The 14,790-nt window shown below is 71.8% G+C and carries 14 protein-coding genes; 12 read left to right on the forward strand and 2 right to left on the reverse strand.

The genetic code is table 11. From position 1 onward, the window contains the following. The 8 genes from MHW47_RS08585 to MHW47_RS08620 form a co-directional block, all read left to right on the forward strand. A partial coding sequence (locus MHW47_RS08585) for an alpha/beta fold hydrolase (protein ID WP_239222037.1) occupies positions 1 to 1,244 on the forward strand: 1,244 nt, incomplete at its 5' end. A 61-nt stretch (positions 1,245 to 1,305) separates the two neighbouring features. Beyond that, the gene (locus tag MHW47_RS08590) at positions 1,306 to 2,901 is read left to right on the forward strand and encodes an AMP-binding protein (protein ID WP_239222038.1); all 1,596 of its coding nucleotides are present in this window, start codon (positions 1,306 to 1,308) and stop codon (positions 2,899 to 2,901) included. Positions 2,902 to 3,182: 281 nt separating this feature from the next. Then, entirely contained in the window at positions 3,183 to 3,926 is a 744-nt protein-coding gene (locus tag MHW47_RS08595) for a DUF6879 family protein (RefSeq protein WP_239222039.1), read from the forward strand. Beyond that, positions 3,923 to 4,771 carry a helix-turn-helix transcriptional regulator gene (locus tag MHW47_RS08600; protein WP_239222040.1) on the forward strand — a complete coding sequence of 283 codons (849 nt, stop codon included), beginning with the start codon at positions 3,923 to 3,925 and terminating at the stop codon, positions 4,769 to 4,771. The genes MHW47_RS08595 and MHW47_RS08600 overlap by 4 nt, the downstream gene beginning before the upstream one ends. Before the next feature lie 19 nt (positions 4,772 to 4,790). Beyond that, on the forward strand, positions 4,791 to 5,285 hold the full coding sequence (locus MHW47_RS08605; RefSeq protein WP_239222041.1) for a hypothetical protein: 495 nt from the start codon (positions 4,791 to 4,793) through the stop codon (positions 5,283 to 5,285). 91 nt (positions 5,286 to 5,376) lie between these two features. Beyond that, entirely contained in the window at positions 5,377 to 5,946 is a 570-nt protein-coding gene (locus tag MHW47_RS08610) for a DUF6875 domain-containing protein (RefSeq protein ID WP_239222042.1), read from the forward strand. Beyond that, a complete protein-coding gene (locus tag MHW47_RS08615) occupies positions 5,910 to 6,755 on the forward strand; it encodes a hypothetical protein (protein WP_239222043.1) in 846 nt (281 codons plus the stop codon). Before MHW47_RS08610 ends, MHW47_RS08615 begins: the two co-directional genes overlap by 37 nt. Then, positions 6,752 to 7,207, forward strand: a complete 456-nt coding sequence (locus MHW47_RS08620; RefSeq protein WP_239222044.1) for a GNAT family N-acetyltransferase — start codon at positions 6,752 to 6,754, stop codon at positions 7,205 to 7,207. The genes MHW47_RS08615 and MHW47_RS08620 overlap by 4 nt, the downstream gene beginning before the upstream one ends. Positions 7,208 to 7,255: 48 nt before the next feature. Here the strand turns inward: MHW47_RS08620 and MHW47_RS08625 are convergent, their stop codons facing one another. Beyond that, positions 7,256 to 7,762 (reverse strand): hypothetical protein, encoded by a 507-nt coding sequence (locus MHW47_RS08625; RefSeq protein WP_239222045.1) that lies wholly within the window; start codon positions 7,760 to 7,762, stop codon positions 7,256 to 7,258. 204 nt (positions 7,763 to 7,966) lie between these two features. Between MHW47_RS08625 and MHW47_RS08630 the strand changes: the two genes are divergently transcribed. From MHW47_RS08630 to MHW47_RS08640, 3 genes are all read left to right on the forward strand, one after another. Beyond that, the gene (locus MHW47_RS08630; RefSeq protein ID WP_239222046.1) at positions 7,967 to 9,607 is read left to right on the forward strand and encodes an MFS transporter; all 1,641 of its coding nucleotides are present in this window, start codon (positions 7,967 to 7,969) and stop codon (positions 9,605 to 9,607) included. 309 nt (positions 9,608 to 9,916) lie between these two features. After that, the gene (locus MHW47_RS08635) at positions 9,917 to 11,302 is read left to right on the forward strand and encodes a KamA family radical SAM protein (protein WP_239222047.1); all 1,386 of its coding nucleotides are present in this window, start codon (positions 9,917 to 9,919) and stop codon (positions 11,300 to 11,302) included. After that, the gene (locus MHW47_RS08640) at positions 11,299 to 12,549 is read left to right on the forward strand and encodes a pyridoxal phosphate-dependent aminotransferase (RefSeq protein ID WP_239222048.1); all 1,251 of its coding nucleotides are present in this window, start codon (positions 11,299 to 11,301) and stop codon (positions 12,547 to 12,549) included. Before MHW47_RS08635 ends, MHW47_RS08640 begins: the two co-directional genes overlap by 4 nt. A 118-nt stretch (positions 12,550 to 12,667) precedes the next feature. On the opposite strand, the gene MHW47_RS08645 is transcribed toward MHW47_RS08640, so the two are convergent. Then, the gene (locus MHW47_RS08645; protein WP_239222049.1) at positions 12,668 to 12,937 is read right to left on the reverse strand and encodes a phosphopantetheine-binding protein; all 270 of its coding nucleotides are present in this window, start codon (positions 12,935 to 12,937) and stop codon (positions 12,668 to 12,670) included. A gap of 115 nt (positions 12,938 to 13,052) precedes the next feature. Here MHW47_RS08645 and MHW47_RS08650 point away from each other — a divergent pair, with 115 nt between their 5' ends. Continuing rightward, positions 13,053 to 14,660 (forward strand): AMP-binding protein, encoded by a 1,608-nt coding sequence (locus MHW47_RS08650; protein WP_239222063.1) that lies wholly within the window; start codon positions 13,053 to 13,055, stop codon positions 14,658 to 14,660. The last annotated feature ends 130 nt before the right edge of the window (positions 14,661 to 14,790 follow it).

Genomic DNA, 14,790 nt, shown 5'->3' on the forward strand with positions numbered 1-14,790 from the left:
CCCCGGCCGGGCGCAGGCGGGCCGGGGCGGCAGCCGCCGTCCGGGAGGCCGGCGGGCTCGGGCGCAAGGTGCGCGGGCTGGACGAGGCCGCCAGGACGCGGGTCGTGCTGGACGAGGTGCTGAGCCATGCCGCCGAGGTCCTGGGGCATGCGGACCCTGCGGCGGTGGACGCCGAAGCGGGCTTCCTGGAGGCCGGGTTCGACTCGCTGACCGCCGTGGAACTCCGCAACCGGCTCAACGCCGCCTGCGGGCTCGCGCTGCCCGCCATGGTCGTCTTCGACAGCCGCAACCCGCTGGAGCTGGCCCGGCTCGTCGCCGGCCGGCTGGCCGCCGAAGGGGGTGAAGCGGCGGCGGACGCCGCGCCCGACCCGGCCGCGAGCCCGCTCGACGACACGCTGTACGGGCTGTTCCTGGACGCGATCACGGCGGGGAACATCAAACCGGGCCTGGCGATGCTGCGGGCGGTGGCCGCGCTGCGGCCCTCGTTCACCACGGCCGCCGACCTGGACGCCCTGCCCGAAGCCGTCTCGTACGGGGCGCGCGCCAAGGGCGAAGGGGACGGGCCGGTGCCCCGGCTGATCTGCCTCAGCACCCCCACCGTCGCCGGCGGAGTCCACCAGCACGCACGGCTCGCGGCCCGGCTGTCCGTGCCCGTGTCCGGCATCCCGACGCCCGGCTTCGGCCGCGGCGAGGCGCTGCCGGAATCGTTCGACGCGGCCGTGGACGTCCTCGCCGAGGCCGTGCTGCGTACGGCGGACGGGGAACCGTTCGTCCTGCTCGGCTTCTCGTCCGGCGGGCTCCTCGCCCACGCCGTCGTCGCCCGCCTGGAGCGGGTGCACGGGGTACGGCCGGCCGGGCTCGTCCTGCTGGACACGTACTACATGGGCGCGGCGAACGACGCGATCTTCGACCAGATGGCGTCCGCCGTCCCCGACAAGGCGGCCACCCTCGGCGCGTTCAGCAGCGCCGAACTCTCCGCGATGGGCCGGTACGTGGACCTGCTGCCGCAGTTCACGCAGGCCGACATCGAGGCGCCGGTGCTGTTCGTCCGGGCCGGGGACCTCTTCGAGGCGGGCGAGCGGGCCGGTGTCGGCAAGGGCGGCTGGCAGGCCGACTGGAACGGCGCCGACACCGTGGCGACCGTGCCCGGCACGCATTTCACCATCGTCGAACAGCACGTCGACACGACGGCCCCCGTCATCGACGGCTGGCTGAAGGACCTGAAGGAGCGGATCTCCTCATGACCACGCACCACCCCGTGACATGCCTGGACAAGGCATCCGGACGAGCAGCGGAGGCGGGCCGATGAGCCTGAGCACGGAGCACCCGGCGGCGGTCGGCGCGCCGGCCGAACGCATCCACGAGTTCATGCTGGCCGCGGCCCGCACCGCCCCGGACAGCCCGGCCGCCTGGGAGGCCGCCGAGGACGGCACGCCGCGCGTCCTCAGCTACCGGCAACTGGAGCGCAGGGCGCACGACTACGCGGTGACCCTGGACTCCCTGGGGCTCGACATCGGTGACCGGGTCGTCCTGGAGAGCGACAACTCGGCCGCCGCCGTGGCCGCGCTGCTCGCCTGCTCGATGCTCGGGCTCACCTTCATCCCGGTGAGCCCCGAGGTGCCGGACCCCCGGCTGCGGTCGATCATCGACACGGCGGAGCCGGCGCTGCACCTCCAGACGGAGAAGGGCACCCGTGACGGCATCCCGGACGCCGTCGGCACGGCCCGCTTCGGACCGGACGGGGTGACCGTGGAGCGGGCGCCCGCGGCGCGGGTCCGGTACCGGCGGGAAGCGGTCACCACCGACGCCGCGTACATGATCTTCACCTCGGGCACCACGGGCCGCCCCAAGGGTGTGGTGATGAGCCACCGGGGCGTGCTGTCCTTCTACCGTGGCATGCTGCGGCACTCCGTCGTCACGCCGCAGGACCGGCTCGCGACGACGTCCCCGCTCCAGTTCGACTTCGCCCTGCTCGACATCGGCCTCGCCCTCGGCTCGGGCGCGCAGCTCATTCCCGTACCGCGTGAACTCATGCACTGGCCGCGCAGGTTCCTGCGGTTCCTCGCCGACACGGGGGCCACGCAGGTGGACGGGGTGCCGTCCATCTGGCGGCCGGTGCTGCGCCACGAGGCGGCCGGACTCGCCGCGCTGGCGGGGCAGATCCGCGGGGTGCTGTTCTCGGGGGAGGCGTTCCCGCTTCCCGAACTGCGTCAACTGCAAACGCTGCTGGGCCCGGTGCGGGTGGTGAACTGCTTCGGCCCGACCGAGGCGATGGCGTTCTCCCTCACCGATGTGCCCAACCCGCTGCCCGAGAACATCGACAAGCTGTCCATCGGCTTCGCGTACCCGGGCGCCGAGATGCTGCTGATCGACGAGGAGGGCCGGCCCGTCGAGGAGCCGGGCGAGGTGGGCGAGATCCACCTGCGCGGCCCCTCCCTCTTCACCGGCTACTGGGACGACCCGGAGGCCACCCGGTCCGTCCTCGTCCCGGACCCGCTCAACCCCCGCTCCGGGCAGCTCGTCTACAAGTCGAGCGACCTGGCGTACCGGGGCGAGAGCGGCGAGCTGTACTTCGTCGGCCGCTCCGACCTCCAGGTCAAGATGCGCGGCAACCGCGTCGAGCTGGGCGAGATCGAACGCCGTCTCCTGGAGTTCCCGGGCGTGGAGGCCGCGGCCGTCGTGGTCCGCCCGCGCCCCGGCGAGGACCCGGAGCTGTACGCGTACGTCGTCCCGGGCCGCGACTTCGACGCCCAGCCGGTCGCCCTGAGCGCCTTCTGCAAGAAGACCCTCCCCGACTACATGATCCCCCGCAAGGTCGCCCTGACCCCCTCCCTCCCCCTCACCCCGAACGGCAAAACGGACCGGCGGGCGCTGGCGGCGTTGGTGGCGGAGGAGGGGTAGGAAGGCCGATTCCTCGGCCGTACCAGGAAGACGCGAGTCGCCGCCGGACCCCGAGGACCGGCGGCGACTCTCTCTCGGTAACGCACGTAGACCCCGGATGTGTCCCATGCGTCGACTCACGCCCCTGGCCCGTCTCCGACTCCTGCCGGTTTGCCACAGACACTGACGTGACCTCTGGGGTTGGGCGGCCACGTGTGCGTGAGCATGTGGCGAGAATCGGGCTACCTGGATCCTGTTGCAGGGGAGAAACTCAGAGAAATTTCTTCTCTGAGGAGAACGCGATGAGATTACGGTTCATCGGCAGCACCAGCGGCGGCGGCGGATGCCCGTCGGTATACGAGACCGACCGGGGTACCGTGGTCGTCCAAGGCTGGAAGCTCGACCCGGATGACCAGGCGTACGGAGACGTGCGAGACATGGCCGACGACGAGGATGTTCTCGAAGTGCCCCGAGAGCTGCTGGAGCGGTTCGCGCCGAAGCGCGCGGCGGACAGCACCGAACTCGTCAGTGGCGCCGCGTTCGACGAGCTGTTCACCGCCTTCGCGCATACGGCCCGGCGGCTGGAGACCCGTACGCACTACGACATCGAGAACGAGCGTGAGTCCTTCGCGCAGTTCCTCGATGGCGAAGAGGTCGATCTCGCCTGGTTCTCCCCGTGGCTCGACACCATGCGCGAGCAGACGGCGGCCGGCAAGACGGTGAGCAGGGTCCGCGTCGTACCGCCGGAGCTGACGGACTATCTGCGGTACGAACTCCACCTCGCGGAGAGCAACATCGCCGCGGGGGAGGACATTCGGTACCTGGACCGGGAGACCGCCCACCGCCTCGTGCTGCCTGACCGGGACTTCTGGCTGTTCGACTCCAGCACCCTCGCAGTCCTCCACTTCACCGACGAGGGCCACCTCCTCGGGGCGGAGATCATCACCGACCCCGCGGTCGTCGTGGAGCACGCCCGCTGGCTCGACGCGGCTTTCCACCACGCCCGGCCCTTCCTGGAGTTCGTCAAGGAGCATCCGCCGCGTTGAGCACTGCACGCCAGGGCGTCCATGAGGCCCGAGAAGAACTGGGCGGACGCCTGCGTGCCATCCGTACGGCCGCCGGCGTCGACGGGCGCACGCTGGCAAAGCGTCTGGGCTGGCCACCGAGCAAGGTCTCCAAGATCCAGCTCGGCCGCCAGGCCCCGACGACCGACGACATAACAGCCTGGACGGCCGCCTGCGGCGTCCCCGAGGGGGCAGCCGGGCTGCACCTGCTGTTGCGCGATCTGGACAGCCGGTACGCGGAGTGGCGTCGGCAGCTACGGGAGGGCCACGCAGCGGTCCAGCGGTCGTGGGCGGAGACGGAAGCCGCCGCCAAGACCGTCCGCGCGTTCGAACCGTGCTGGGTTCCCGGTCTCTTGCAGACGGCCGACTACGCCGCCGCCCGGTTCCGCGAGCACGCCCGCTTGAACGGAAGCCGGCCCGACACGGACGCCGCCGTCGCGGCACGGCTGGCCCGGCAGGAAGTGCTGTACTCGCCCGGCCGTAAACGCTGGCACATCCTGCTGACGGAGGCGGCGCTGCTGTACGGGCTGGCGCCTGCCCCGGTGATGCGCGCGCAGATCGACCGCTTGGTCTCCGCGAGCACCCTGCCGGCCGTGCGGCTCGGCATCGTCCCCATGAGGACCCGGCTTCCCGTCTCGCCCGTACACGGCTTCTGGGTCTTCGACGACCATCAGGTGATCGTCGAGGTCGTCAGTGCCGAGCTGCGGCTGGCGCTGCCCGAAGAAGTGGCCCAGTACCGGAAGGTCTTCGACCTGCTGGCGCAGAGTGCGCTGTATGACGCCGAAGCCAGGCAGCTGCTCACGACAGCAGCCGAAGCCTGGATCTGAGAAATACCGAGAAATTTCTTTGCTGCTTCCCGTCGCCTGCCCGACCGTGATTACGCAGGCGGCCCGCATCGACACGCAACGTGGTGGTGGGGTCGAGGTCATCGACCAGCAGGAGGAGCACATGAGCACAGTGACGGAAGCCGGCGTGCGACTGGAGGAACTGGGTAGGTTCTTCGCCATCACAGCTCGCCGATTCGACGCCGGTCAGTCGGCCCCGGAGATGTTCAGCACGGCGATCGACGCCGCGTGGCACCGACTGGCCCAGGACCCGCAGGCACACCGCGCTTTCACAACCGAGCACGCGGGGCGGGAGCTGATCCATGCTGAAACTTCCGGGCATGGCCCCATCGCCTGGGTGGGTGCGTACGAGGAGTCGTACGGCCCCCTGCCGGAGGTCTGGTTCACCACCGCCGACGGCAGCCTCGACATCGGAGCCCTCTCCGCCTACCGGGAGACCGGCCGCGTTGTCGCGGAGTGGAACTGTTCCCCGGCCCCGAGCGACGGCGATCGGTGATCGCTTGATGGCCGTGTGCACCGGCGGAGCGTCCCGGCCGACCGCCGGGGTGCTCCGCCTCGTCGAAGGCAGATCGGTGCGACCGACGTGCGTGGACGTTGAAAGCTATGCGGCGTCGATGTTCGCGTACTGCCCGTACCTCGAAGCGTCCATGGCGCGAGGAATGACCGGGTGGACCGTCTACGAAGTCGTTCCCGGTGCCTGCCGAGAGGCCGTGGAAGCCGAGTTGTTCCATGTCGCTGTGCAGGCCGCCGAATGGGTCCGCCCGCTGATGAGGCGTCGCCACGGCGCTCTCGCGTGCGAGAACATCGTCATCCTCGGAGATGCTGCGGACGCGGACCACAGTGAGGTGATGGCCTGGCCGCACTGGGCTCTCAAGCACCTCTACGGGCCGGTGGGGGTGATGTTCGGCAAGTTCGCCCAGTGCGCGCGGGAGTGCGACAGGTTCGGCCAGAGCATCCCTCCCGCCCCGGTCTCCTTCCTTCCGGTACGGGCGTCCGTCCGGTCACGCGATCCACAGTTCCTGCATGACACTCCCGATCTCGCACAGAGCCTGGCCGGGGCTGATGACGACGGCCGTGACGTGTTCGAGCACATCCCTTGTGACTGGAAGGCGGTACGGGCATGGGCGGCTTCGCTCCCTGTCCCCCAGAGGCGGTAGCGGCTGCGGAGGCCCTCTGCGGCCCGGTCTCGCTGACGGGGATCACCGAACGGCGCGGTACGGCGGTCTGGAAGGCTGAGGGCTCGCTCAGCCGAGCCGCGGTCAAGGTCGGATACGGCACCGAGGGAGCCGAGAGCACCGCGCGGGAAGCGGCGACTCTCGACGCCCTGCCCGAATACACCGTCGTCACCGGCGGCTCGGGTGCCGACGTCTGGTACGTCACGCCGTGGCTGGACGGGCCGTCCACCTGGGGCCTGTTCGGTCCGGTACGGGAGGGCAGCGAGGACCGGACGTTCCCTCTTGCCGGAGCAGTGGGGCTGTGCCGGGCGGTCGCCGACCTCCATGCCGCCGGTTGGGTGCACGGTGACCTGCAACCCGCCCACGGCATCCACACCGCCGCCGGCGTGAGGCTGATCGACTTCGAGTGGTCGTGGCGCGAGGGAACCGATCCGTGGCGCGAGTTCAGGGGCGGCATCACCCACCTGATCGCCCCGGAGCTCGCCGCGCGGATCGCCACCGGCCCGCAACCGGTGAAGCCGGCGCCCGCAGCGGATGTCTACGCACTGGCCGGCGTGCTCTGGACCTGCACCACGGGCCGATGGCCGCTGGACTACGAGGCCGTCGGCATCACGGTGAAGGGCACGAGCCCCGCCGAGCTGCGGAAGGCCATCAGCGCGGGCATCCCGCTCACCGAGGCGCGACCGTGGCCACGGTTCCAACACGTGCTCGCCGCCGTCCTGACAGCCCAGGCAGCCGACCGGCCGACGGCCGGTGAACTCGCTGATCGCCTCGCGGAGGTTGCCTCGTGAACGTACGCCCGGCCTCTTTGGACGACGCCGAGGAACTGGCCCGTATCCACGCCGACATGGTGGCAGCCGACACCACCGGACCGTGGCAGGACCGGCTCGCCGAGCACCTGCGCCATCACCTGGGCGGCACCCGGCTCGCCGCGTTCGTGGTCGACGATCCGGAGGGCGGTCTCGCGGCGTGTGCGATGGGCGTGGTCCACCAAGGGCTGCCGGGCCCCGATCACGCCGGGATCTTCGGGCAGATCCAGACCGTCGCCACCGAGGCACGCTTCCGGCGGCGGGGCTACGGCCGCGCCGTCACTCAGGCGCTCATGGACTGGCTGGCCGGGCAGGGGTGCACTCTGCTCACCCTGACGGCCAGCGACGCGGGAAGGCCGCTGTACGCATCGCTGGGCTTCACCCCGAACGCGCGCGCGATGCGCCTGGTCGGGAGGCCGTACCACCGCGCCTGACGTGGCCGCGTCTCACGCGCGGGTGCTGCCGTGCGTCCCGAGTCGGCGCTACTCGCGTGTGAGCGCCTCCCGTACCGCCTTGGTGCTCGTGCCCTCGGCGAGGTTGACCGACTGGTCGAGCAGCCAGGTCTTCCGTTTGCCGGGCACGAGGCGGAAGGCGGTGTGGCTGTACATGCCGTGCCCGACCGGGCCGAAGGAGACGCGTAGGCCGATACCGGCCGGGTGCCCGCCGTACGCCGGGAGCTCGATCGGCCGGCCCGTGGTCAGCGACACGTCCGACACGTCGGTGATCCGGGGTATGTCCATGTACTCGACGCACTCGGCGATCGTGTCGGCGTCCATCTTCCTGAGCAGCCGGTCGGTGATGGCCCTGCACGCGGTTTCCCAGTCCTTGTCCAACACGGCCTGTTGGTAGGCCCGCGCGGCCTCGACCGCCGCCGCCGAGCGGTCCTTGCCGTGGTCACCGTCGCCGGCGGAGGCGTCACCGCCGCAGCCCGCCGTCGCCAGGACCGCCGCCACCACCAGCGCCGAACCCGCCGCGCCCCGTGCGCCCATGCCCGTCCCCCTTGCCTCGTCCGTCTGTAGACGCTGCATTTCAGCACACGGTCGCAGGCGCGCTTCCTACCCGGGCGCAAGCACCGGCCACCCCTATCCGGGGCCCTGAATGCACCCCTGTTCCCGTGCGCGCAGGGCCCCTACGCGTCGGTACTTCCGTTCACTGATACGTACGTCCCGTCCCCCCAGCATTGGACCGTCTCCATGACCAGCTCCCAGAGCGAGAACGCACCTGCCGGACCGGAGGCCAGAGCGGGCCGGAAGGAATGGATCGCCCTCGGCGTTCTGCTCCTGCCCGTGCTGCTCGTCTCCATGGACCTGACCGTCCTCTACTTCGCGATCCCGTCCATCAGCGAGGACCTGCGGCCGTCCGGCAGCCAGCAGCTGTGGATGATCGACATCTACGGCTTCGTGCTCGCCGGGGTCCTGCTCACCATGGGGGCGCTCGGTGACCGCATCGGGCGCCGGCGGCTGCTGCTCATGGGGGCCGTCGTCTTCGGCGCGGGGTCGCTGCTCGCCGCGTACGCCAACAGCCCCGAGATGGTGATCAGCGCGCGGGCGTTCCAGGGCCTCGGCGGTGCGACGCTGATGCCTTCCACGCTGGCGCTGATCCGGAACATCTTCCGGGAGCAGACCCAGCGGCGTACCGCCATCGCCGTCTGGTCGACGGGCATGGCCGCCGGGGCGGCGCTCGGGCCCGTGGTCAGCGGGGCGCTGCTCGCCGGGTTCTGGTGGGGGTCGGTGTTCCTGATCAACGTGCCCGTGATGGTGCTGCTGCTGGTCGCGGGGCCGTTCCTGCTGCCGGAGTTCAAGGACGCCGCCGCCGGGAAGTTCGACCTGATCAGCGCGGTGCTGTCGCTGGCCGTGATCCTGCCCGTCGTCTACGGCTTCAAGAAGATCGCCGTGGACGGGTTCACCGTGCCGTACGTCCTGGCGATCGTCGTCGGGCTCGCGATCATTCCGGTGTTCCTGCGGCGGCAGCGCACCAGCGCCGATCCGATGATCGACGTCTCGCTGTTCCGCAACCGGGCCTTCGGCGCGTCCGTGACCGTCAACATGCTCGCCTGCTTCACCCTCGTCGGGTACTCACTGTTCTCCACGCAGTACCTGCAGTCCGTGCTCGGCATGAGCGCCCTCAGGTCCGCGCTGTGGACGATCCCCGGCACCGTCGCGGTCGGCGCGGTCGTGCCGCTCGCCACCGTGCTGGTACGGACCGTGCGCCCCGCCGTCATCATCGCCAGCGGCTTCGGGCTCGCCACCGCCGCGCTGCTGATGCTCACCCAGGTCCCGGCCGAGGACGGGCTCGTCGTCATCCTGATCGGCATCATCGCCCTCGCGGTCGGCCTCACCCCGGTCCTCACCCTGGTCACCGAACTCGTCGTCGGCCAGGTGCCGCCCGAGCGCGCCGGGACCGCGTCCGCGCTGCTGCAGACCTGCCAGGAGCTGGGCGGTGCCCTCGGCGTCGCCGTCCTCGGCTCCATCGGCGCCACCGCCTACCGCAACAGCTCCGCGCTGGACGACCCCGCCGGGGTGCCGGCCGACGCGCTGGACGCGGCCCGCGAGACCATCGGCGGCGCGCTGGCGGCGGCGTCCCGGCTGCCCGGCGAGGCGGGCGGGGACCTGGTGGACGCGGCCCGTGCCGCCTTCACCACGGAGGTGCACGCCGCGTCCCTGGCCGGGGCGGTCGTGATGGCCGGGGCGGCCGTCGTGGCCCTCGTCGGACTGCGGTCCGTCCAGCAGGACAACGCGAAGGCGACGGAGTCGGCGGAGAGCGGGGCGTCCGCGGAGAGCGGTGCGTCCCCGGCGCAGAAGGGGGCGCAGGAGCCCGGCGCGGGGCTCGCGTAACGCCCTCCGGCCCGGCTCCGGTCCGGCGGCCCGGCCAGGGCCCTCGCCCGGGGCCGCCGGCGCCGCGCCGTTCCCGTACCGGCTCCGCGCGAAACCCCGCGAGGGGTCCTCAGCAGCCGCCCAGGCGACACGTCCCCCGTTCCTCCTGGGCGGCTTCGCCGTGCCTCCGGGCGGGCAGGGGTGGGCGCCCTTCGTAAGGGTCCGGCTGGGGTCTGTTCTGGGGTCCGGTGGCCGATTCGCGTCCCTAGCATCGCATCGTGTTCGAGCAGACGCTCGAACTGCCAGGCATCAGGCTGGAGGAATATCCGCATGTCCCTGCTGGCAACCGATCGTGCCGAGGCGGCCCGGTTCCGCGCCTACGGACCACGGCAGCTCGATGAGATCGCCGAACGCCATGGCCTGCCCGCCGACATTCGGGAGACCGTCCGGCTCGTGTCGATGGTGCTGCCCTTCCGGGTGAACGAGTACGTCCTGTCGCAGCTGATCGACTGGGACCGCATCCCGGACGATCCGATGTTCCAACTCGTCTTCCCGCAGAAGGGGATGCTCAGCGAGCAGAACGAACGAGAGCTGGCCGCCCTCTCCGCCGACCCGGCGGCCAAGGTCGCGCTGCGCGCGCTGGTGCAGCAGATACGGGGCCTGCTCAACCCGCACCCCTCCGGGCAGAAGGAACTCAACGTCCCCACCCGTGACGGCGCCGAACTCCCCGGACTCCAGCACAAGTACCGCGAGACGGTGCTGTACTTCCCGAGCCAGGGCCAGACCTGCCACGCGTACTGCACGTACTGCTTCCGGTGGGCGCAGTTCGTCGGCGACAGCGAGCTGCGGTTCGCCGCGCCCGACCCGCGTGGCCTGATCTCGTACCTGGAGGCGCATCCGGACGCGGGCGACGTGCTCGTCACCGGCGGCGACCCGATGGTGATGTCCACCGCGCGGCTGCGCACCCATCTGGAGCCGCTGCTGTCGCTGGAGAGCGTGCGCACGATCCGGATCGGCACGAAGTCCGTGGCGTACTGGCCGCAGCGCTACGTCACCGACCCCGACGCCGACGACGCGCTGCGGCTGTTCGAGAAGGTCATTGCCACCGGCCGCAACCTCGCCGTGATGGCGCATTTCAGCCACCCGCGCGAGCTGGAGACGGATCTCGCCCGGCGCGCGATCGCCCGCATCCGGTCCACCGGCGCGCTGGTCTACTGCCAGGCCCCGCTGATCGCCAAGGTCAACGACGACGCCGCCGTGTGGGCCCGGATGTGGCGGGCCGAACTCGCCGCCGGCGCCGTGCCGTACTACATGTTCGTGGAGCGCGACACCGGCCCGCACGACTACTTCCGGGTGCCGCTCGCGCGGGCGGCGGAGATCTACCGCGATGCCTACGCGACCCTGCCGGGCCTGGCCCGCACCGTACGCGGGCCCGTCATGTCCGCGACCCCCGGCAAGGTGGCCGTCGACGGCGTCATCGAGAAGGCCGAGGGGCTGTTCTTCCAGCTGCGGATGGTGCAGGCCCGCGACCCGAAGCTCGTCGGGCGCCCCTTCCTCGCGCACTACGACGCCGACGCGTCCTGGCTGGACGAACTGCGCCTGGACCACTCGGTGCCCGCCGACATCGCCCGCGCGATCGCCGGACCGGCGTGGTCGCGCGAACCGGAACTCTTCGGCAGCCGGACCACGGCCGCCGGGGTGGGGAGCCAGGCATGAATCCCATGAGCATGTCGCCCAATCTCGCCCTCAACCAGCTCGTCGCGGAGCGCCAGGCGGTCGGTGAGCGGATCGTCCACCTCGGCTTCGGCGAGTCGCGGCTGCCCGCCTTCGGGCCGCTGGTGGACCGCCTCGCGGCGGGCGCCGGACGCAACGCGTACGGGCCGGTGGCCGGTTCGCCGGGGGTACGGGAGGCCGTCGCCGGGTACTTCGGCCGGCGCCGGCTGCCCACCGGGCCGGACCAGATCGTCGTCGCACCGGGCAGCAAGCCGCTGCTGATGGCCCTCGACCTCACCGTGCCCGGCGATGTGCTGCTGCCCCGGCCCGCCTGGAACACCTACGCGCCGCAGGCCCGGCTGGCCGGCAAGGAGCCGATCGCGGTGCCGATCCCCGCGGAGTGCGGCGGGGTGCCCGACCCGGCCCTGCTGCGCGACCGCATCCGGGCCGCCCGCGCCGAGGGGTACGACCCGCGCCTCATGATCCTGACGCTGCCGGACAACCCGACCGGCACCCTCGCCTCCGCCGCGATGATCCGCGAACTGTGCGCGATCGCGGAGGAGGAGAACCTGCTCATCGTCTCGGACGAGATCTACCGGGACGTCGTGCACGACCCGGACGCCGACTACCTCAGCCCCGCCGAGGTGGCGCCCGCCCGCACCGTCGTCTGCACCGGGCTCAGCAAGTCCCTGGCCCTGGGCGGCTGGCGGATCGGCGCGGCGCGCTTCCCCCTGGGGCCGTGGGGCGAGGCGATCCGGGCCGGGGTCGCCTCGGTGGCCAGCGAGGTGTGGTCCACGCTGCCGGGGCCGATGCAGGAGGTGGCCGAGTACGCCTTCGGCGAGCCCGCGGAGATCCGGGAGCGGCTGCGCGCCAGTGCCCGGCTGCACGGGGCCGTGGCGCGCGAGGTGCACCGCATCGTCGTCGGGGCGGGGGCCCGCTGCCGGCCGCCCACGGGCGCGTTCTACGTCTACCCGGACTTCGAACCGGTCCGGGAGGAGCTGGGCAAGCACGACGTGACCGACTCGGCTTCGCTGGCGGGCCGGATGCTGGACCTGGGCATCGCGGTCCTCGCCGGGCACCTCCTCGGCGACGAGCCGGGCGCCCTGCGCTTCAAATGCGCGACGAGCATGCTCTACGGCGAGAACGCCGAGCAGCAGGAAACGGCGCTGGCCGCCGCCGACCCGCTCGCGGTACCGCATGTCCGGTCGGTCCTGGACCGGATCGAAGAAGGATTCCAGCGGCTGCTCTAATCCCAGCTGCTGCTGTAATCAAAGCCGCTGCTGTGAAAGATTCGGCGGTTGCTTCGGAAAAGAGAGCGGCCCGACTCGGATTCTTCGTCCTCGTCGGGCCGGGCAGGGGTTCCCTTTTTCACGCGGCGGATTCTGTTTTGGTGATCAGTGTGTTCCACAGGATGTCCGGGCTGGCGAAGTTCTCCAGCTTCAGGGCATCGTCCAGGAAACGCACCGAGTAGGCGCTCTCCAGCGCGGCGAGCAGCTCGATCGTGCCCATGGAGTCCAGCCCGAGTTCCTTGAGGCGGGAATCGTCGGACAGTTTCTCGCCCGGGTCGAGATAGGGCAGGAACGGACGGATGACGGCCTCGAAGGCTTCGTCCCAGGTGTGATTCGTGAGTTCTGGCATACGGGAATGATGAGGGCGCCCGTCGGTGGCTGTCAATGCGTCCCGAAAATGTCCGGAAGGCGTCCGGAGAAATTCCCGACGGTGTGCCGGGAAATGAGGAGCGGAAATGGAACCAATGGCGTCGAAGGCGCTGCACGCGCGTTTTCTGCGGGGGCTGGAGAAGTCCCCGGCCGGGGTCGCCGTCCGGGTGGGCGGGGACACCGTGGACTACACGACGGCCCATACGACCGCGCTGGCCTGGGCGGGCGCCCTGCTCGCCGCCCCCGGCGGCCCGCCCAGGGCCGTCGGCGTCCTGACCGGCCGCGGCACCACCGCCTACCTCGGCATCCTGGCGAGCCTGTACGCGGGCCTCCCGGCCGTCCCGGTGCCGGCCGACTTCCCCGCGGGCAAGGTCGTCTCGATGCTCGGCGCGGCCGAGGTCTCCGCGCTGGTCGTGGACGAGGAGGGCGCCGCCCTGCTCGCCGGGGGCACCGGGGCCGCGCTCGGCGGCCTGCCCGTGCTCGCCCCGCACCTGGACCGGGCCGGCGCCGAGGCCCTGGCCGGGGCCGCCGGGCTGCCGGTGTCGGTCCCCGGGCCACAGGACGCGCTCGCCGCGCCCCGGGACGCGGCGGGCGACGACACCGCGTACATCCTGTTCACCTCGGGCTCCACCGGGCGCCCCAAGGGGGTCCGGCTCACCCACGGCAACCTGGCGCACTACTTCGGGCTGATGGACGCCTGGTACGACTTCTCCGCCGACGACGTCTTCTCGCAGGCGGCCGGGCTCAACTGGGACTCCGCGGTCTCCGACCTGTGGTGCGCCTGGGCGGCCGGTGCGCCGCTGGTGTCGGTGCCCCCGCACGCGTACCGCGATTTGCCCGGCTTCGTCGCGGAGCACGGGATCACCGTCTGGTTCTCGGCGCCCAGCGTCATCTCGCTGTCCCGGCGCACCGGCCGGCTGCTGCCCGGCTCGATGCCGACGCTGCGCTGGACGTACTTCGGCGGCGAGGCCCTCCAGTTCGAGGACACCGACGCCTGGCAGCGGGCCGCGCCCGGCTCCGCGGTGATCAACGTCTACGGCCCGACCGAGACGACCATCACGACGCATCGCCACCGCTGGTCGCCCGAGGAGTCGGTGCGGCTCGGGGTCAACGGCGTCGTCCCGCTGGGGCTGCTCCACGAGGGCCACGCGGAGCTGCTGCTCGACGAGCGGGGCGAGGAGGCGGCGGACGAGGGCGAACTCTGGCTCGCCGGGCCGCAGCTGTCGGCCGGCTACCTCGACCCGGAGGACGGGCGCGGCAAGTACCTGGAGCGGGACGGACTGCGCTGGTACCGCACGGGGGACCGGGTCCGGCGGCTCGCGGACGGGCAGTTGGTCTACCTGGGCCGGATGGACTCCCAGGTGCAGGTGCAGGGCTACCGGGTCGAGCTGGCCGAGGTGGAGCACGCGCTGCGGGCGGCGTCGCCGGTCACGGGCGCGGTCGTGGTCGGCGTACCGGTGGCCAACAGCACCGAGCTGGTCGCGTTCTACCTCGGCGAGCGGCGCGCCCCCCGGGACTTCCACCGCGATCTGGCGGCCGTCCTGCCGCCGCAGCTGATCCCGCGCCACTACCACCGGCTGGACGCGTTCCCGCTCAACACCAACAAGAAGACCGACCGGCTGGCGCTGACCGCGCTCGCGGCGGAGCGGCTCGGCACCGCGAAGGCGCCGGAGACGGCACCCGCGCCGTCACGCGCCGCCTGACCCGTACCGGCGGCCGGTCCGGGGCGGCCCCGCCCCCAGGGCGCGCCGCCTGACCCGTACCGGCGCCAGGTCCGGGGCCGTCCCGGCCCCCACCACGGACCCCACACGCACCACCCGCAGTACAGGCACC

This window comes from Streptomyces sp. OfavH-34-F, assembly GCF_022347745.1.
Taxonomy (GTDB): domain Bacteria; phylum Actinomycetota; class Actinomycetes; order Streptomycetales; family Streptomycetaceae; genus Streptomyces.

What these genes read in the sequence shown, in the direction of transcription:
- MHW47_RS08630 (WP_239222046.1), top strand. Translation starts at nt 7,967, where the DNA reads ATGACCAGCTCCCAGAGCGAGAACGCACCTGCCGGACCGGAGGCCAGA.
- MHW47_RS08640 (WP_239222048.1), top strand. Translation starts at nt 11,299, where the DNA reads ATGAATCCCATGAGCATGTCGCCCAATCTCGCCCTCAACCAGCTCGTC.
- MHW47_RS08590 (WP_239222038.1), top strand. Translation starts at nt 1,306, where the DNA reads ATGAGCCTGAGCACGGAGCACCCGGCGGCGGTCGGCGCGCCGGCCGAA.
- MHW47_RS08615 (WP_239222043.1), top strand. Translation starts at nt 5,910, where the DNA reads ATGGGCGGCTTCGCTCCCTGTCCCCCAGAGGCGGTAGCGGCTGCGGAG.
- MHW47_RS08650 (WP_239222063.1), top strand. Translation starts at nt 13,053, where the DNA reads ATGGCGTCGAAGGCGCTGCACGCGCGTTTTCTGCGGGGGCTGGAGAAG.
- MHW47_RS08625 (WP_239222045.1), bottom strand. Translation starts at nt 7,762, where the DNA reads ATGGGCGCACGGGGCGCGGCGGGTTCGGCGCTGGTGGTGGCGGCGGTC.
- MHW47_RS08635 (WP_239222047.1), top strand. Translation starts at nt 9,917, where the DNA reads ATGTCCCTGCTGGCAACCGATCGTGCCGAGGCGGCCCGGTTCCGCGCC.
- MHW47_RS08595 (WP_239222039.1), top strand. Translation starts at nt 3,183, where the DNA reads ATGAGATTACGGTTCATCGGCAGCACCAGCGGCGGCGGCGGATGCCCG.
- MHW47_RS08645 (WP_239222049.1), bottom strand. Translation starts at nt 12,937, where the DNA reads ATGCCAGAACTCACGAATCACACCTGGGACGAAGCCTTCGAGGCCGTC.